The sequence below is a fragment of the Streptomyces sp. NBC_00310 genome (assembly GCF_036208085.1).
GTDB lineage: Bacteria > Actinomycetota > Actinomycetes > Streptomycetales > Streptomycetaceae > Streptomyces.
Genome location: NZ_CP130714.1, coordinates 9894385 through 9913004, shown reverse-complemented (window position 1 = coordinate 9913004; position 18620 = coordinate 9894385). Strand labels below are relative to the sequence as shown.

The window sequence follows — 18620 nt, the reverse complement described above, 5'->3', positions numbered from 1 at the left end:
CTCGTCGACGACCGGACCACGGCACCCGTTCCGCAGCCACACAGGGACCCAGAAGAGGCCGACAGGCCCTACCCGTGTTCGATCGCCGCACTGACGATGGACGGATGGTTCAGAACGATGCTTTTCGCGCTCTCGACCGGCAGGAGTGCGTCAGTCTGCTGGCCAAGGTGCAGGTCGGCCGGGTGGTGTACACCCGACAGGCGTTGCCCGCGGTCCTGCCGGTCAATTTCGCCCTCGACACCGATGGCTCCGTCCTGCTGTGCACGTCGGCGACGTCCGACCTCGTGCGCGCGATCGACGGTGTCGTGGTCGCTTTCGAGGGGGACGAGTTCGACCCGGCCACCCGTTCCGGCTGGAGCGTCGTCGTCACCGGGCGGGCCGCCGTGGTGACCGACCCGGCCGAGCACGAACGTCTCTCCCGCAGCGGCCCCACCTCCTGGATGCCGATGCGGGACGAAGTCTTCGTGCGGATCGCCGCCGAGATGGTCACCGGACGCGAACTCGTCGGGGCACGAGCCGCCCTGTGACCGCCGGCCCGCAGCCCCACCACGCCTGTCCGGCAGGGGAGGGCAGCCGCACGGGAACTCAGTCGTCGTCTCCGGTGTTCTCGCGCGGCAGGAACGTCTTGCGTGCCCAGAGACTCAGCAGCACCGTCCCACCGACCAGCAGCGGCACCGGATCATGCGCGGAAGGAGCCAACACATAGCCCAGTGCCGTGACCGTGCAGACCGTCAGGGGAATGAACGCCGCCGCACCCTCCATCCCCCAGCGCAACGTCGGCCGAGCGGTGCCCAGCATGGTCGCCCCGCCGTTCACCCAAGGGCCGACGGCAGCCACCAGCAGGCCCGCGGTGGTGCAGGTGTCGACCAGCTGACAGGACATCGCCTCGGGACTGTGCGGGCCGACCGTCCACAGCCGCAGGGTGTCGCCGATCAGCATGAGAGACAGCCCGAGGGTCCCCACCCACAACGTGACTCTCTGGTCGCTCCGTACGAGACGGCGCAGGGCGAACAGAAAACTGAGGAACACGACCTCCGCGGTCCACAGGACACCGACCATCCCCGTCCCCAGCCGCCAGCCGTCACCGGCGCCCCGCAGCAGTACCCATCCCGTCATGAACACGGTCCCGGCCGTGACGACCCCGTCCAGCACGCGCCGCAGCAACACCTGCCGGCCTTTGCCGGCATCGGCCGCGACCACCAGACCGGCCATCCCCAGGCCGACCGTCAGCGTCACTCCGGTGACCACCACCGAACCGAGCAGTGATCCCCCGCCCCGTCCCGAACCCGGAGGGTGCGCCGACAGCACGTGGACCGCCCCCCGGTACACACCCCCGGCCACCGCCGAACCGCCCAACAGCAGCAGGCGCGTCCGCACCCGTCCACTCGTCCCCCAGGCACGGAGCACCAGGGAGGCCGCCAACCCCCAGCAACCGGTGGACGGCCCGAAAGCCACCATCCGCGCCGCCACGCTCCCGTTCGCCCAAGGCCCGCTGAAAGTCAGCGCTGTTGCGACGAGACAGGCAACGCCCACCGCGCCCCAGACCCACGCCCCGTTCCGTTGACAGCGGCCCAGCCGGGCCCTGAGCACGTCCGGCGACTTCCCCAACCCCGACATCAGGTGCGCCTTTCCACCGGTCCCCCGCCCGCAGGGCCTTTCCCGCAACCCCGGATCCATGCAGAGACCGTAGAAGACTCACCACCCGCCCCGAACTGAACAATCAGCTCATTCACTCGTACTGCCTAAGGGAGGCTGCCCGAGGACGGAGAGATCACCGGCCCTCGGCTCCGCGCGGCCACCGTCGAAGACCTCGCCACCACCCGCACCCCTGCCGAACCGACAGGCGACGTCCGCGTGTTCCCGTCCGGCCCGTGGTGTGGTCCGCCGCGCGCACCGGACGTCCGGCAGTATGCCCCTGTGCCCTTCATCCCCGGAACCGATGACACCGCCGTCGAACCGGCACGGATCCGTCTCGCGGCGGCCGGGGCCGCGGTGGTGACCGTCGGCGCGGGGCTGGGGCTCCGGGCGGTGGCCTCGGGAAGCCTGGCCAAATACGGCGGAGACGCGCTGTACACCGTCCTGTTGCTCGCCCTCGTCGTGCTGGTGGCGCCACGAGTGACGCCCCTGACGGCCGCCGGTAGCGCACTGGCCGTCAGTTGGGGGGTCGAGTTCGTTCAACTCAGCGGGGTGACCGCGGAGCTCGCCCGGAACAGCGCCGTCGCCCGCCTCGTGCTCGGCTCCACCTTCAACCCACCCGACCTGTTCTGGTACGCGGTCGGTGCGGCAGCGGGCTGGCTCGTCCACACCGCGCTGGACCGCTACCCGGCACGTCGGCGTACCGGGCCCGGTTGATACGTGTGGCCGCGCTGCCCGCGGGGGCCCGGCCCGGTTCACGGGGAGACGGCCCGGATCAGCGCGCGCCTGGCCCGACGCGGCCGGCCGCCGTAGCGAGGGGCGTCGGCCATTCTCGATCAACTTCCCGCAATTGCGGCGTAGTCGGCGCGGGGCCGCGCCTGTGAAGCCCACAATGGGTGGGCGTGTCCGCACGGACCCCGGTGACGCTCCGCACCGTCCTGCCGGGTCGAGGAGTCGATCTGTGAGCCAAGAGCACAAGCGCGAAGCGCGTACCGGTGCCCCGGTGAACCACCGTCTGTCCGTACGGAACGCGGACGTCACCCTGTGGGCCGGCGAGAGGGCCGTCGCCCACGCGCCGCGAACGGCCCCGCACTTCCCGCTGGTGGAGACGGCACGGGCCGTGGCCCGGCTCCATGAGCGGTCACGAGAGGCCCTGGACCCCGAACGGATCGCAGAGGCCGTCCAGTTGACCGACCGGATGGGGCAGCTGCTCGCCGAACGGGCCGGGAACGCCGTGTGCCGGGCCCTGTCCGACGCTGCGCGGGACGCGGTCCAGCGGGGAGAGACGCTGTCGCTCGCGCTGGACGTCGAGCCGGGACCGCTCGCCGGACTGCCCTGGGAGACGCTGCTCCTGCCCGGCGCATCGGCCCCCCTCGCCCTGCACCCCGTCATCCGCCCTTTTCGCACCGGCCCCGGCGACGCGGTCCCCCCTCGGGTGGCCGCCCCGGGCACGGCGCGCCCGCTGCGGCTGGTGGCGCTGCTGGCCGGTCCCTCCTCCGCGCACACGCCACAGGAGGGGCTGCTCGACCTGGAGGCCGAGACGGCCCGCCTGGCTGCCGCGGTGACCGGCTCCGCCACCCCGGTCGACCTGCGGCTGCTCAGCTCCGGCAGCCTGGACGCTCTCGCCGCGGCCCTGAAGGAAGCGCCCGCGGACCTCGTCCACATCGTCTGCCATGCCCGCCCGGGACACCTCCGGCTGGAGACCGTCGACGGGGCTCCGGCCCCGGTCACGGCCGAAGACCTGTACCGCGTGGTGTCCGCGGCCGGTCCGCCGCCGCTGTTGGTCCTGGCCGGCTGCTCGACGGCCTCCGCGCGACGCCTGCCGGGCCAGGACGGCGGCGGCACGGCCTTCCTGCCCGGAATGGCCGAGCAGCTGGCCGCCTCCGGAATACCCGCGGTCGTCGCCATGTCCGCACCAGTCCGGGACGTGTACGCCGGCGAGCTGACAGCCGCCTTCTACACCGGCCTCGCCGCCGGGAGCGGCCCGCTCCAAGCCCTGCACTCCGCACGGGTCGCCCTTGAGGGGACCCGGCAGGAGACGGGTGGTGACGCCGCCCTTCCCGAGTGGCACATCCCAGTCCTGTACGCCGCCGCCCGCACGGCGCCCGTGTCCGACGTACGGACCGGAGAGACGGGGGACGTCCGGGACGCACGGCACAGCCGCAGGAGCCCGGCGACGACGCCTGCCGTACGGCCGCCGCTGGCCCTGCCCCTCGGCACGTTCGTGGGGCGCCGGCCCCAGCTGCGGATCGCCGCGCGCGCCCTGGGGACGGACGGGGCGGGGCTGGTCGTCCACGGCGTCGGCGGAGGCGGAAAGTCCGCCTTCGTCGGGGAGTTGCTGCGCTTCCACGCGGCCGACCGTCCCGTCGCGCTGGTGCGGGGCAGGACGGATGTCGAGGAGATCCTGCACGCGATCACGGCCGTGCTGCCCGGGGCGGTGGACGGGACCGGCCCCCTCACCGAGGCCCGACGACCGTGGCGGGACCGGCTGCGCGAACTCGCCCGCGCGGCGGCCGACCCCGACACCCCGGCGCCCGTCCTGGTGCTGGACGAGTTCGAGGCCAACCTCGCCCCCGGCACGGGCGGGGCCGGCGGCCTCACCGACCCGGAACTCGGCGCGTTCCTGGAGGCGTGGGCGGACCTCGACACGAGGACCCACGTACTCGTCACCTCCCGCCACCCACTCCCGCCCGCACGACAAGGCGCGGCACGGCTGCCGCACCTGGCCCTGCCACCGCTGACGTCGGCCGAGACGGACCTGCTCCGCCTCAGACTCCCGCAGACCCGGCGGCTGCCGCGGAGCGAATGGCACCGGTTCAAAGAAGCCGTGGGCGGCCATCCCCGCGCCTACGGCTATCTGGACGCCCTGCTCGGACGGACCTCCGTCACCGACACCGATCTGGCTCACCGGCTCCAGCGGCTGACCGGCGGCATCGACGCCACCCGGGCCCGGGTCGCGGGGCGTACGCGCAGCGCCCTGCGGGAGGCGTTACGGATCACCGCCGCCGACACCCTGCTCGGCGAACTCGTCGCCACCCTCGACGCCGGTTCCCGGACCCTGCTCACGTACGCGGCGGTCCACCGCTCGCCCGTACCGCAGCGGGCGTTCACGGACGCCGAGGACGTCGCGGACGCCCTCGACGAGCTGGTCTCCGCCGGTCTCCTGGCCCCGGACGGCGTCGGACGGGACGGCGAGCCCCTGTGGTCGGTACACCGCTGGACCGCGGCCGAACTCGCCGCGCTGGACGCCCGGTCGGCACGCTCCGGCCACGAACGGGCCGCGATCCACTGGGCGGACGTCCTCGACCGGCAGACACTGCCCCAACGGGAACGCGTCCACGCCGGGTTCGAGGCGATCGACCACCACGAGGCCTGCGACCGGCCCGCGGAAGCCGCGCAGGTGGCCCAGCGCGTGTGCCGGCTGCTGCACGCGGTGGGTCACTGGACCGCCGAGGAACAGCTGTGCCGGCGCGTGCTGGACTGGGTCGAACCCGGCTCCGAGCAGGCGGCACAGGCCCATCGACAGCTCGGTCTGGTCGCCCGCGACCGGGGACTGATGCACGAGGCACGGGAACACCTGGAGCGTGCGCTGACGGTGAGCGACGCGGCCGGTGACCTCCTGGGGATCGCCTTCGCCGAGCACCAGCTCGGCTCGGTGCTCCACGAACTCGGCGACTACGCCGACACCGAGAGACGCTACCGCCGGGCCTTCGACGTGTTCCAGGGTCTCGGGCTCAACCGGGACGCCGCCGCGTCCCGCTACCAACTGGCCATGCTGGACGAGTACCGAGGGAACGCGGCCCGGGCCCGGGCCGGCTACGAAGAGGCCCTGGCGGCCTTCGAACGGGCCGGCGACACCGGTGCCGTCGTCGCCTGTCTGCGCAGCCTGGCCTACGTCGCCCAGGACGCCCACGACGTGACCACCGCGATGGCGCACTGCCGCACGGCGGCCGGCCTGTGCCGGGACACCGGCGACGAGATGCAGGAGATGGAGATCCGCAACCAGGTCGGCACCCTGCACGTGGTCGCCGGCGAACTCGACGAAGCCCACACCGAATTCGACGCGGCGCTGCGCATCGCCACCGCTCGCGGCGCCACCGAGGAGATCGCCCGTTCCCACCAGCACCTGGGCATCTGCGCGGAGCGTCAAGGCTCTCTCGACATCGCGGAGGACCATGTGCGGGCCGCGCTGGACCTCAACACGCAACTGCGCAGGGTGGTCGGCCAGGCGCAGTGTCTGACCCGGCTCGCCACCCTCGACCGCAAACGCGGCCGTCCGCTCGCGGGGCTGGCCAAAGCCCGGGAGGCGCTCGCCCTGTTCCGCCGCACCGACGAGACACGCGACCGGCCCGACACCTATCGCGTCATCGGCGACTGCTTCCAGGACCTGGGCCGTCCCGCGGCGGCCGCCCGCTACCACTCCCGCGGCCCCCGGGAACCCGCGGGAACGCCGCTCACAGCCGGATGAGCCGACGCGATACGCCGCGCACCGTGTCGTGGACGCCCCCAACCCCGAGGGAACGATGACAGTGAGGTCCGAGGCCGGCCCGAACTCCACCGCACGACCGAACTCCGCCACGCGACCGAACTCCGCTGCGCGACCGGTCTCCGTCCTGGTGACCGTGACCCGCGGGGAGACGGCCGTGTCGGTCGACGGCACCCCCGTCGTCGCCCATGAGCATCGCGGGCTCACCCGCGCCGTGCAGGAGCGACTGTGGAGGCTCACCCGGTCCCGGGCCGGGCGCCCGTCGCTGACCAGGTTCGATCCGGCCACGAGCAGGACCACCCCCGTGTCCACCGCGTCCCGGTACGCCGTGCACGCGTTGGGCATCGCGATCGGAGAGGCGTTCTTCGGCGGGCCGGCCGGCGAAGCCGTCGCCCGCGCGCTGGACGGGAGCGGTCCCGAGCAGCCCGTGTGGATCGGAATCGCCGTGTCCGTACCGGAGTTCGCCGGGATTCCGTGGGAGACCGTGCTGCTGCCCGGGGCACCGACACCGCTCGCGATGTCGCCCCGGGTCCGGTTCTACCGCGCGCCGACGGGCCGGCCGGGGCCCGTCCACGAACCCGCCGGGGCGGACGGCCTGCGGATCCTGGCCGCCTTCGCGGACCCGCTCGACGACCTGGAGGGGCCCGCGTTGGACCTGGAGGCGGACGCACGGCGGATCGTCGGCGCCGTCGAGGCCGGGGTGCGGCAACGGCACATCGACGTCGAGATGATCGACGGGCCCGACACGCTCACCGAGATCCGGCGGGCGATCCGGCGCAGGCCCTGCGACATCCTGCACCTGTCGTGCCATGCGCGAGCGGACGCACTGCTGCTGGAGGACGGCCGGGGCCGCACCCGCCCGGTCACCGCGCGGGACCTGGCCGACGCCTTCCCGGCCGACGGCGCGCCCCGGCTCGTGGTGCTGGCGGGCTGCTCCACGGGAGCCGGACGTCCCTCGGACGGCCCGGCACGGACCTCGGCCGACCACGAGGAACGGCTCACCGGACTCGCCGCCGAGCTCGTCGCGGCCGGCGTACGGTGCGTACTGGCCATGACCGCGGCGGTGAGCGACAGTTACGCCGCCGCCTTCTGCGCCGAGGTGTACGCCGTCCTCGGCCGACCGCGCCCGCGGGACGGCGTCGCGGACGTACAGGCCGTCCTCGACGCCGTCGCCGAGGCCCGGCATCGGCTGGAGAAGCGGCGCCCGGAGGACCACGGCAGCCCGACCGACCTGTGCGAATGGCCGACTCCGGCCCTGTTCCTCGGCGTGCCGCCCCTCCCCGCGAAACCCCGGCCGACGCCCCGGGACACCGTGCTTCGCCCCGGGCCGGCGACGCCCCCGAACCCACGGCGGGACGTACAGCCGGTGGCCCGCCGTGCCGTCCTGCGTCATCTGATGCGGCTCTGGGACGACGGCGGTGCGGGGCTGGTCGTGCACGGGCTCGCCGGGGTGGGCAAGTCGACGCTCGTCACGCAGTTCCTCCAGCGCCTCGCGCCCCGTGCCGAGGACGTGGTGCGGATCGGGGGTGCGGCGGACGCGTCCGTCCTGGCCGGGGCGCGCCGGCGGGTGGCCGAGGCCCCGCCCGGCGGGGCGCCGCTGATCGTGGTCGTCGACGACGTGGAGACCGAACCGGAACCCGGCCACCCGTACGCCCGGTGCGTCGACCCCCTGCTGGCCCGGCAGTTGGCCGACTGGGCCGACCGGCCGGACCGGTGCCGTCTGATCATCACCGGTCGGCACCGGCTGCGGCTGCCGACACGGACCGGCCGCGCGACGGCGACTTTCCACCTCGGCCCCTTGTCACCGGCCGAGTCGAGGCTCCTCATCGGCCGACTGCCCGGCCTGAGCCGGCTCCCCGACAAGGCCGTGCCGCTGATCCTCACCGAGATCGGCGGCCACCCCGCCGGCCTCGGCCTCCTGGACGCGCTGGTGCGCGGCGCCGCGCCGGTCCTTCCCGGGCTGGACGCCCGGCTGTCCGACTGGCTGGCCGCCGAGGGCCGTTCCCGCGCGGCGGCCCGTTCCCGCGGACTGGGTGCCGCGATCCGCTCGACGCGCCGGCTCCTGGCCCGCGACACCGGGGCGGACAGACTGCTGAGGGACCTCACGCCCGCGCAGTACACGGCCCTCGTCTCGCTCTCGGTCCACCGTCACCCCGTACATCCGGACGACCTCGCGGCCTCCCCCGGGACCGGAACCGCCCCGACACGCGAGACGCTCGCGGTACTGGAGAGCCAGGGCCTGCTGTCGTCCACCGCCGCCACCGACGCGGACACAGACACAGACACCGAACCGTCCTACTTCGTCTGCCGTTGGCTGGCCACGCTGCTCACCGGGTCCGAGCCGCCGGATCGGCTGGCCGCGGCCCATGAGCGGGCCGCACACCACTGGCTGGAGATCCAGCGGCAGAAGGGCGACACCCCCAGGATCGTGCGCGATCTGACCGAGAGCAGACACCACTTCCGGCAAGCGGGCCTGATCGACGACGCGTTCGCGATGACCGCCGCGTTGGTCGACCGGCTGCGGCCCACAGGCGCCTTCACCGAGATGGAGCGTCTGGCGCGGGAATCCCTGGAGTGGACACCGCTGACGGACCACGCCACCGCCGTCCTGCACGACGCGTTGGGCTGCGCCGCCCAGGACACCGGACGTTTCACCGAGGCCAGGGGCCATCGGGAGCGGGCACTTGAGCTGTTCACCCGAGCCGGTCTCGACCAGGAGGCCGCGACCGCCGACATCGAACTGGGCACGCTGGAAGAGGCGATGGGAGAGTACCCGGCCGCCAAGGAGCGCTACGAACGTGCGCTGGTGGCCTTCACCGGGTTCGACGACCTGGAGGAGGTGAAGCGCGCTCGGCATTATCTGGGCAGTGTGGCGATCTTCACGGGGGACACGGCCGCGGCCCGAGGGCACTACGAGGCGCTTCTCGACCTGGAGGCCTCCCGGCCCGACGAGGAGAGCCCGGCGGGTACGGCCGCCGCCCTGCACCAACTCGGCGTGGTGGAACACAACTGCGGCCGACTGGACGAGGCCGACGGCCACTACCGGCGCGCGCTGGCCGTGCACGAACAGCTCGGCGACCGGACGGCGATGGCCTCCGGCTACCTCCAACTCGCGCTGCTGGCACGGGAACAGGGCGACCTCGCGGAGGCGACCGCACTGTGCCGGCGCGCCATGCGCATCGGCGACGAGGTGGGCGACGTGGCCGGAACCGCGGCCGGTGAACACCTGCTGGGAATGATCGCCGCCGACGCCGGCGAACCCGAGCAGGCACGGGCCCACTACGAACGGGCACTGGCCTTTCTGACCCTGGCGGGCGACCGCGCGGCGGTGGGCACCGTCCACCACCAACTGGGCGTACTGGCTCAGGGCACGGGCGACATCGACCGGGCCCGGGACCTGTACCTACGGGCCCTCACCGTCGCCGAGGAGTGCGGGGACCGGTACGGCGCGGGCCGTTCCCGCCACCAGCTCGGACTGCTGGCCGCCATCGAGGACGACGCGGCCGGTGCGGTGTCCTGGCATCAACAGGCCCTGGAGACCTTCGAGGCGATCGAGGACCATGACGGCCAGGCGAGGGCCCTGTCCGCGCTCAGTGAACGGGAGCGGCTCGGGGGAAGCCCCGAGACCGCCTTCGGCCTGGCCCTGCGCGGTTTCGTCGCGGGGCTGGAGTGCGGACCGCAGACACCGGTGGCCACGATGGCGCTGTACGAACTCTCGGATGTGGCACGGGACTTGGGGGACCCCCGGTTCCGGGAACTGCTCTCGGCGTCGGTCGAGTCCTCGGCGGCGGACGCTCTCGTCGAAGCCGTGCGCACGGCACACGAACTCGGCGACCAGGGCTGAGACGACGCCCTGCGCGCGTCCGGTCGGCGCGCCGCCCCGGTTCAGGCGGTACGGGTGGCCAGCAGCGCCAGCCGGCGCCGGATCGCCCGCTCCAGCTCACGGGCCCCGTCGATGTCACCGGCGGACCGGAGCTCCGCCGCGTGGACGGACGCCGTACGCAGGGTGTCGAGGTGCGACTCGCCCAGCAGGCGCAGCCGTCGCCGGTAGGTGTCCTCGATCAGCCGGGCGGACTCCTCTCCTTCGCCCGTACGGCGCAGACTCACCGCCAGCCAGTGGGCGTAGCGCAGGGTGTCGGGATGGTCCTGCCCCAGGACGGTCAGCGCACGACCGTGGGCGTCCCTCAGGAGAACGACCGCCGCCGCGTCGTCCCCGTGGCCGCCGAGGGCACGGGCGTAGCTGCAGGCGGACTGCAGTACGTCGGGGTGATGAGGGCCCAGGACCGTTCTGCGCCGCCGGTAGGTGTCCTCGTGCAGGTTCCTGGCTTCCGTGAGCGCCCCGGCGTCCCTGAGGCCGACCGCGTATCCGTGGGCCGCACGAAGGGTTTCGGGGTGGTCGTTGCCGAGGATCCGCGCCAGTCCCAGGTACGCGCCGCGGTGGGTGTCCCGGGCCTCGACGTCGTGGCCGGCACCCCGCAGGACGAGGGCCAGGTTGTACAGCGACAGCAGGGTGTCCCGGTGGTCCCCTCCGAGCAGCTCCGTACGGCGGTCCACCACGTCTCGCTGGAGCCGCAGGGCGTGGTCGCCGTCGTCGCTGTACAGCCCGGTGGTGTGGGAGACGAGGGTGATCAGGTCCGCCGCGAGGTTGTGCTCGGCGGTGAGGGTCTCGGCGTCCTGGGCGCCCGACCGGCGGGTGCGATGCTCAAGGACACGTCGGTCCAGTTCCACCGCCGTACGGTGGTCGCCGAGTTGGACGTGGGCGCGGGCCAGGTGCTCCGTGGCGGACACCGTGATGTCCGCCTCGGCCCCGTACTCGGTGCGCCAGCGTTCGATCGCGGCCAGGACGAGTTCCCGGGCGGTCCGGGCGTCGCCGCTGACGGTGAGGAAGTGGACCATCCGCAGGAACATCCGGTGACACGCGGGATCCGTGGCGGCGGGGAGGTCGAGTTCGAGGACGTGGGGCAGCAGCACCGCGTACGTCCGCCAGGTGCCGGGGTCCCGGGGATCGCCCGGATCGGTGGCCGACAGTATTCTCCGCGCCGCCGAACGGTCCATGTCCGCCTCGGGAGCCCATTCCTCACGGACGAGCCTGCGGAACAACTGGTGCATGTGGAGGTCACCGCGGTCGACCTGCACCAGGCCGGCCCGGGACGCGGCTATCACCAGGTCGGACAGCCGGTCAGGCGCCTGTGCGACGGCGCCGCGCAGTACGGGGGGCAGCAGCTCGGCAGCCTCGTCGAGGAGCGAGAACGGCAGCGGAGCGGTCGCGAAACAGGCCGTCAGCCGGACGAGACGAGCCGCGTCGGGTTCCCGCTCCTGGAGCCGGTCGACGGCGATCCGCACGACGGCGGCCAGGGAGGCGGGATAGACGTCCTCGTCGAGCCCGCGTGCCAGGGTGTCCTTGGCGTGTTTCTCGATGAGCGCGACGTATCCGTCCGCGCTCATCGGCGAGCCCTCCAGCTGCTGCGCGGCCTGGTCCACGGCGAGCGGCAGATCGCCCAGCACGGAGGCGACACGGTCGGCGTCGGGCACGGAGAGCTGTTCGACCCTGCGGGTGAGCAGAAGTGTGGACTGGGCGCGGTCGAAGTCACCGAGCCGGTGCTGGTGCCCGATCTGGGACCAGAGCGGGTTGCGTGAGGTGATCAGTACGGTGAAGCGCGACCCGGGTCGTGGGAGGTGGCGGCGGACGGCCGAGGGCCGGTCGGCGTCGTCGAAGACGACGAGCCAGCTGCCCATACGGCCCAGAGCCGCCACGACGGCATCGGCCCCGGCGGCGGCTTCGGCCTCGACACCGCAGAGCCGCGCCAGGTCGGAGAACACCTGGGACAGCAGTTCCTCGCGCTGGGCCGGCAGCCAGGCGACGAAGTCGTACGCGCCGCCGTGCCGGTCCAGGTACGCGAGGGCGAGCTGCGACTTGCCGGTACCGGGCGGTCCGGTGATGATCACCGGCTGTTCCCGCTGAGCGAGGAGTCGGCCGACGGCGGTCAGTTCCCGCTCGCGGGCCACGTGGTACCCGAGGGGGGCGGTGGGCCGTTCGGTCCGCCAGAACACCACAGGGGGGCCGGGCTCGGTAGCGATGTGGCGGGTGCCCCGCGAACCGACGGTGGTGGGTCCGGCAGGCCGCTCGGTGCGCCGCTCGTCCTGGTGACCGAGGTACGCCCCTGCCGCGCGCGCGGCGAGTTCGAAGAACCACTGTCTGTCCTCCGGGCGGAGCCGGGCGCGCCCGCTGAAGACGAGTGCGCAGGCGAGGTGGGCCAGGAGCCGGTGGCTCTTCCATTCCGCGTACAGCCCGCGGCCGTTGTTCTCGACCCAGCCCTTCTCCGCCTCGTGAATCGAGCGGATCACCTCGCGCAGACCGACGCGGACGTCGTGCCCCGGATGCCCGTCGGGGTCGATGAGATACCGGGCGAGGTCGGTGCGGACCTCGGGGGCCCGTTCCTTGGCCAACTGCGAGGCCACGATGGAGAGAACGAAGTGGGCGGGGTCGCACACCAGGGGCGCGTCATCGCTGAACCTCGACAGATCGATGAACCGGTGGGCGTCCGCGGCCCGCCCGGGCCGATGGCGGCACACCACGTTGCCCGGGTGCAGATCGCCGTGTCCCAGGCCCGCCAGCAGCGACAGGGTTTCGTCGCCGGCCATACGGGGCCCGGTCACCAGGGCGAAGGGATTGGGGAAGAGGCGGGACTCACCGGGCAGCGCGAGGTACGGGCGCGGATTCTCCAACAGACCGGGGTCGTGACGCGCCCAGGTGTGAAGTGTTCCGCCCTCCTCGATACGGGGACCGAGCAGCCCCGTGAGCACGTCCGAGACGGTTCCCCGGTGAAAGCCCAGGGTCTGTGGCGTGTTCCACTCGTTCAGGACCGACTCGACGACCCGCCCGCAGAGCGCGGCGATCGCGGGGCCGCCCACGGTCTCGGACTCCATCAGCGCGGACAACGACCGGTAGTCCGTCAGACTGCCGCCCGCGATCTCCTGGAACATGATCCAGCCGTTGCCGCCGAGGGGTTGGGGCGGATAGTCGGGCAACTGCCGTGCGAGACGGCGCTCGACGAAGTAGGGCGTCGACAACTCTTCGGCGCGTGCGTGGCGTTGGGGTTCACGGACCGACGAGGCGCGGGGTGGCAGCACCTTGACGACGAGCTTGCGGGCGTCGGTGAGCCGCCCTTCGTGACGGCGTCGCGCGTAGACCGCGAAGACCTGGGCGCCGGAGTTCCCGGCGTCCTCCCAGCCCGCGTAGGACAGCACGGTCCCGGTCCTGGCCAGCCACGCCTCCAGCGTGCGGCGGGCCTCGGGGTCCCGTACCCGCCGCGGCACGTCGCTCCGCTCCGGTACGGGCGGTTCGCCGGACGCCTCAGTCACTGCCGGGCGGTGGCGTCACGGAATCGGTCTCCGGGTCCTCCCGCATGGCGCTTCCGGCGTCGTCGCCGGGCAGGCCGAGGTGGACGGTCCACCGGGATCCGTCGAACACCTCCACCTCGCCCTCGTCGCCGAATCTGAAGTCACCGGTCTCCGGTTCGGGCTCGTCCTCGCCCACCGCACCGCCACCCATCCGCAGCCCTTCCGTCAGGTAACTCTTCGCCCTCACACCGGGGTTGCTTCAGGCTATCGGCGCCGTCCCCGCGGCGCGGGCGGAAGACCCGGTATTCACCCGCCCTCGTGGATCAGGAGACCTGGAGGGAGGCCGCGTCGATGAACTCCTCCACCGCGTTCCGGGTCATGGAGCCGATGTTCTTGAGCTCCTCCAGGTCACCCGCCTCGTCGATGCGCGTCGCGAGGGTCATCGCCGTCTTGCCCAGTTCCACCAGGTCGCGTTCGCCCGCCGCGACCAGACGGACTCGGTAGAGCGCGTACCACGCCTGCGCCCTGTGCTGATGGGACTCGTACCGGGCCTCTTCGTAGGAGGGGCTGTCGTAGTCGTCCTGACGACGGCGCCAGCGCCGGTACTGGGACATCCTGAACTCCATCACCGTACGGGCGAACTCGGCGTAGGCCGTGATCCTTTCCTGCCGCAGCCGTTCGGCGGCGACGATCTTCTCGCTCCGGTCGGCACGCCTGTTCTGCTGCCTGTTCGTCACGACGACGCCGAGCAAGGTTCCCGCCACCGCTATCAGCGCTGCCAGCATGCTCTCCACAACCAGCAAGTGAACCAACGACGGCTGCGTTGATCAAGACCGCGATCCCACCGGGCGTCATGCGACCGGCACGCAGTCGTCCCTCGGCCGGTCCTCCCTCGGCCGACTGCTCGTTGCGGCCCATCGCCTCTTGCCCAGGCCGAGGGCCCGCTCCAGAGCCCGGAAGAGCGCGACGCGTCAGTGAGGATCGCCCGGAGTGGCCGAGCCGGCCAGCCATTTCGCGCCTTCCTCGTAGAGGCGCTGCACGACGTCACCCGTCAGGCCCGGCAGCCCGGTCTTCACCGTGAAGCCCGCCTTGGTCTGCAGGTACCCGAGATGGCGGTAGCCGACGGGGAAACGGCCCAGCAACTCCCGGTCCAGGCTGAGCGTCGCGGACGGATCGACGAGGTCGAGACGGTCCTTCTCGTAGACGGGCTGCCGACGCACGATCTTCCACGCGCCCTCGTGACGCGCGCAGAAGTCGTAGAAGCGCCCGGTGCAGACGACATCGACCTCGACCCCATCCACCTCGGCCCGTTGGTTGATGGTCATCTTGGTCTGGGCGACGGCCCGGTCGCCCACGACGTCGGCGGTGTGTCCGCCGAGGAAGTGCAGGATGCTGACGCCGTTGTCGAAGCCCTCCCGGCTGACGGCGATGAAGTCCGTCGCAGGCCCCTGGAACCACGTGGCCGTCATCCAGCCGTCGAGGGGATGCCACACGGTGGCGAACCGTTCCCAGTCGCCGGCGTCGCGCCACAGTGCCCAGTTCTCGACGAGCCGGCGGAGCTCGTGCTGATCTGTCTCGGTTGTCGGCATGAGAGACCTCCATGGGTGTCGTACGACGGCGTCCGGATGGGATCGATCCGGGCTTGTCCGCCATCGGGTCGGCGACGAACGCAGCGGAATGTCGCCCAGGGGCTGCGTGGAGACGGCGTCGAGCAGGGCTGGAACGCCCCCGAGGCGGCGGCATCGGCCTGGGCTTGTGGACAGCCGAACGGTAGTACCTCACCGACCCTCGGTCGAATGATCCTTTCGCATGCGATATATAGATGAGGTGAATACCGAGTCCCGGCCGTCGCGCCCCATGGCCGGCCTGCATCGCGTCGATCTCAATCTGCTCCCCCTGCTCGCCGCCCTTCTCCAGCACCGCAGTGTCACGCGCGCCGCCCAGGCGGTCGGGCTGACGCAGCCGGCCATGAGCAACGCCCTGCAGCGGCTACGGCGCACGCTCGGTGACGAGCTCCTCGTCCGGGTCGGCCGGGACTATGTACTCACCACGCGTGCCGACGCGCTGATCGAACCGGTCAACCTGATTCTGGAGACCGCCACCAGCCAGGTCCTCACGCCTCCGACGTTCGATCCGGCGACATCGGGCCGCACCTTCCGCATCGCCGCGTCCAGCGCCTCGGCTCTGACGGTCCTGCCCGCCCTGAGCGCGATGGTCGCCGTGTCCGCTCCGGATGTTCGTCTCCACCTGGAGGCGCCCGCGTCGTCGATGGACCTCACCCGCGGTGAGGCGACCGCCGACGTGGCGTTGCTGCCGGACACCATGCCGACCTCGCTCCCGAGGGAACGGCTCTACGACGAGAGCTGGGTGGTGGTCGCCGACGCGAACAACGACCGCATCGGGGCGACGCTGACCGTCGATGACCTCGCCCGGCTGCCTCATGTGGTGTTCGAGTGGGAGCGAGGACGGGTCGGCGCACAGCAGGCCCTCGCCCGGATGATCCCCGATCTCATCGTGCAGGTCGTCGTCTTCGAGTTCCTGATGATCCCCTCGGTGGTGAGCGGCACGAACATGATCGCGTTGTTGCACCGCCGACTGGCTCAGCAACTGGCGCCGCGCAACGGGCTGCGCATCATGGAGCCGCCTCTCCCCCTGCCGCCCCTCGGAGTCGATCTCGTGTGGAACCCGCGCGGCGCCGGCGATCCCGGACTCGCGTGGCTGCGGGAGCAGCTGATCCGCGCAGTTCATTGACGACGGTTCATTGGCGACAGCCCATTGTCATCGGCGACAGTCCATTGACGATGTGATTGCGAATCATTTCCAGTATTCATTGGACTCATACCTCGTGGGTGCTTAGCGTGTCGGTGACCGGAGGCACCCCTCCCCCGAGGGAGCAGGTGGACACCGGCCTGGTGGCGTGACAACGAGACCGGCTCGAGCCGCGTGCCGGTCCCGTTCCCACCGCGCAGGTCGTGATCGCACGCCACCCGAATCCCCGTCGCCGCTCTCGCTCTGCGAGGGCGGCGCGTCACCAACCCGGAGGAGGAGAACCGTCATGTTCCCGCTGAATACCTGGTACGCCGCGGCATGGGACACCGAACTGGGTCGTACCCTGCTGCCGCGCACCATAGGCGAGCGCCCCCTCGTGCTCTACCGCACCACGTCCGGGGAGGCGGTGGCGCTCGCCGATGCCTGCTGGCACCGTCTCGTGCCGTTGTCGATGGGCGAGTTGCACGGTGACGACGTCGTCTGCGGCTATCACGGCCTCGCCTACGGACCGAACGGCCGCTGCACCCGGATGCCTGCCCAGGAGACCCTCAACCCGTCCGCCGCGGTCGCTTCGTACCCCGTCGTGGAGCGGCACAGGTTCGTCTGGGTCTGGCTCGGCGACCCCGCGGCGGCCGACCCCGATCTCGTCCCCGACCTGCACTGGAACGACGATCCGCAGTGGGCCGGGGACGGCGAGAGCATCGTCCTCGACTGCGACTACCGACTGGTCCTCGACAACCTCATGGACCTCACCCACGAGCAGTTCCTGCACGCCGACAGCCTCGCCAGCGACGAGCTCTCCGAGTCCGAGCCCGAGGTGGCCCACGACGACCGTTCGGTCACGCTCACCCGGTGGATGCGCGGAATCGAGGCACCCCCCTTCCTCGGCATGCAGTTGCGCCGGAAGGACCCCGACTACGAGGGGCCCGTCGACCGGTGGCAGGTCATCCACTACACCGCTCCCTCGACGATCACCATCGATGTCGGTGTCGCACCGGCCGGAACCGGTGCGCCGGAGGGCGACCGGAGCGCCGGCGTCAACGGCCGCGTGCTCAACACGGTGACACCCGCCACCGCCGGCACCTGCCACTACTTCTGGGCTTTCACCCGCGACTACCACCTCCGGGACCAGAGCCTGACCACCCTGCTCCGCCAGAACGTGTCGCACGTGTTCGGCCAGGACACCGAGATGCTCAACGCGCAGCAGCGGGCGATCGAGGCCAACCCGGGACACGAGTTCTACAACCTCAACATCGACGCCGGCGGGATGTGGGTGCGCCGGATCATCGACGCGCAGGTCGCCCGGGAACAGGGACGGGACCGCACGCCCCCGAGCCGCCTGGCCGCCGTCGCGTCCACGACGAGGGAGACGGCATGACGAGCGCCGCCGACACCTCGACACAGCCGCCCGGTTCCGGTCCGCATGGCGCCACCGCCCACACCGCGGTCGTGGTGGGACGTACCGAAATCGTGCCGGACATCGTCGAACTGGTGATGCGCCCGTCCAGACCGATTCAGTCGGTCCCTCCGGGCAGTCATCTCGACATCACCGTCCCCCTGCCGGGCGGGCCCGAGACGCGTTCGTACTCGCTGGTGGACCACGGCCGTGACGACGGGCTGCTCCGCATCGCCGTACGCCTCCAGCGGGACGGCCGCGGAGGATCGCGGTGGATGCACGGCCTTCGCCCCGGCGCGGAGATCACCTTCACCGGCCCGATCGACGGGTTCCCGCTCAGCCCGGGGCGCCGACCGAGTGTGCTGCTCGCCGGAGGCATCGGCATCACACCCATCGTCGGGCTCGCCTCCGCCCTGCGTGCAAGGGGCGCCGACTATCGGCTCGTCTATGCCGGCCGGTCGCGCGAGCACATGGCCTTCGTCGAGGACCTGGAGCGGGAACACCACGGCAGGGTGCGGGTCGTCGAGGACATCGACGGCGACCTCGTCGACCCGGACGAGCTCGTCGCCTCCCTCGGCGACGGGGGCGTGCTGTACGTCTGCGGCCCGATGGGGCTGCTGTCGGCCGTACGGGCAGCCTGGGAACGCGCCGCCAGGCCACCCGGCGGACTCCGCTTCGAGACGTTCGGCACGAGTGGGGCCCTTCCCGCGGCACCGTTCCGCGTGGAGGTTCCCGCACGCGGGCTGAGCTTCGACGTACCCGTCGGCACGAGCCTCCTCGACGCCCTCGAAAGCGCCGGGGTGGAGATGATGTACGACTGTCGCCGAGGCGAGTGCGGCCTGTGCAGGGTCGCGATCCTCGACGTGACGGGCACGGTCGATCACCGGGACGTGTTCCTCTCGGAACATCAGCGGGCGGAGAACCGGGCGATGTGCTCCTGCGTCTCCCGCGTCGCGGGCGCCTCCCTCACCATCGACTGCTGAAAGCGACGCA

The 18620-nt window shown here is 72.0% G+C and carries 12 protein-coding genes; 7 read left to right on the top strand and 5 right to left on the bottom strand.

The genetic code is table 11. The features are described 5' to 3' along the window. Positions 1 to 104: 104 nt before the first annotated feature. Positions 105 to 527: a pyridoxamine 5'-phosphate oxidase family protein gene (locus OG202_RS43235; protein ID WP_327726564.1), complete on the top strand. Its 423-nt coding sequence runs from the start codon at positions 105 to 107 to the stop codon at positions 525 to 527. A gap of 58 nt (positions 528 to 585) precedes the next feature. On the opposite strand, the gene OG202_RS43230 is transcribed toward OG202_RS43235, so the two are convergent. After that, positions 586 to 1377, bottom strand: coding sequence for a hypothetical protein (locus OG202_RS43230; RefSeq protein WP_326574245.1), 792 nt, complete (start codon positions 1375 to 1377; stop codon positions 586 to 588). A gap of 540 nt (positions 1378 to 1917) precedes the next feature. On the opposite strand from OG202_RS43230, the gene OG202_RS43225 reads away from it, so the two are divergent. The 3 genes from OG202_RS43225 (at position 1918) to OG202_RS43215 (ending at position 9965) form a co-directional block, all read left to right on the top strand. Further along, a complete protein-coding gene (locus OG202_RS43225; RefSeq protein ID WP_328224533.1) occupies positions 1918 to 2352 on the top strand; it encodes a ribosomal maturation YjgA family protein in 435 nt (144 codons plus the stop codon). 244 nt (positions 2353 to 2596) lie between these two features. Then, on the top strand, positions 2597 to 6103 hold the full coding sequence (locus OG202_RS43220; RefSeq protein ID WP_327726566.1) for a tetratricopeptide repeat protein: 3507 nt from the start codon (positions 2597 to 2599) through the stop codon (positions 6101 to 6103). 55 nt (positions 6104 to 6158) lie between these two features. Further along, positions 6159 to 9965: a tetratricopeptide repeat protein gene (locus tag OG202_RS43215; RefSeq protein WP_328224532.1), complete on the top strand. Its 3807-nt coding sequence runs from the start codon at positions 6159 to 6161 to the stop codon at positions 9963 to 9965. A 41-nt stretch (positions 9966 to 10006) separates the two neighbouring features. Here the strand turns inward: OG202_RS43215 and fxsT are convergent, their stop codons facing one another. The 4 genes from fxsT to OG202_RS43195 all read right to left on the bottom strand — a co-directional run bounded on the left by fxsT (position 10007) and on the right by OG202_RS43195 (position 15051). Further along, positions 10007 to 13483: an FxSxx-COOH system tetratricopeptide repeat protein gene (fxsT, locus tag OG202_RS43210; protein ID WP_327726568.1), complete on the bottom strand. Its 3477-nt coding sequence runs from the start codon at positions 13481 to 13483 to the stop codon at positions 10007 to 10009. Continuing rightward, positions 13476 to 13709 (bottom strand): hypothetical protein, encoded by a 234-nt coding sequence (locus tag OG202_RS43205; RefSeq protein ID WP_326574250.1) that lies wholly within the window; start codon positions 13707 to 13709, stop codon positions 13476 to 13478. Before OG202_RS43205 ends, fxsT begins: the two co-directional genes overlap by 8 nt. A gap of 76 nt (positions 13710 to 13785) precedes the next feature. Beyond that, positions 13786 to 14247 (bottom strand): hypothetical protein, encoded by a 462-nt coding sequence (locus OG202_RS43200; RefSeq protein WP_326574251.1) that lies wholly within the window; start codon positions 14245 to 14247, stop codon positions 13786 to 13788. 186 nt (positions 14248 to 14433) lie between these two features. Beyond that, entirely contained in the window at positions 14434 to 15051 is a 618-nt protein-coding gene (locus OG202_RS43195; protein ID WP_326574252.1) for a nuclear transport factor 2 family protein, read from the bottom strand. Between the two features lie 238 nt (positions 15052 to 15289). On the opposite strand from OG202_RS43195, the gene OG202_RS43190 reads away from it, so the two are divergent. The 3 genes from OG202_RS43190 to OG202_RS43180 all read left to right on the top strand — a co-directional run bounded on the left by OG202_RS43190 (position 15290) and on the right by OG202_RS43180 (position 18610). After that, the gene (locus tag OG202_RS43190) at positions 15290 to 16213 is read left to right on the top strand and encodes a LysR family transcriptional regulator (RefSeq protein ID WP_328224531.1); all 924 of its coding nucleotides are present in this window, start codon (positions 15290 to 15292) and stop codon (positions 16211 to 16213) included. 304 nt (positions 16214 to 16517) lie between these two features. Beyond that, positions 16518 to 17609 (top strand): aromatic ring-hydroxylating dioxygenase subunit alpha, encoded by a 1092-nt coding sequence (locus OG202_RS43185; protein ID WP_326574254.1) that lies wholly within the window; start codon positions 16518 to 16520, stop codon positions 17607 to 17609. Then, positions 17606 to 18610 carry a PDR/VanB family oxidoreductase gene (locus OG202_RS43180; RefSeq protein WP_328224530.1) on the top strand — a complete coding sequence of 335 codons (1005 nt, stop codon included), beginning with the start codon at positions 17606 to 17608 and terminating at the stop codon, positions 18608 to 18610. The genes OG202_RS43185 and OG202_RS43180 overlap by 4 nt, the downstream gene beginning before the upstream one ends. The last annotated feature ends 10 nt before the right edge of the window (positions 18611 to 18620 follow it).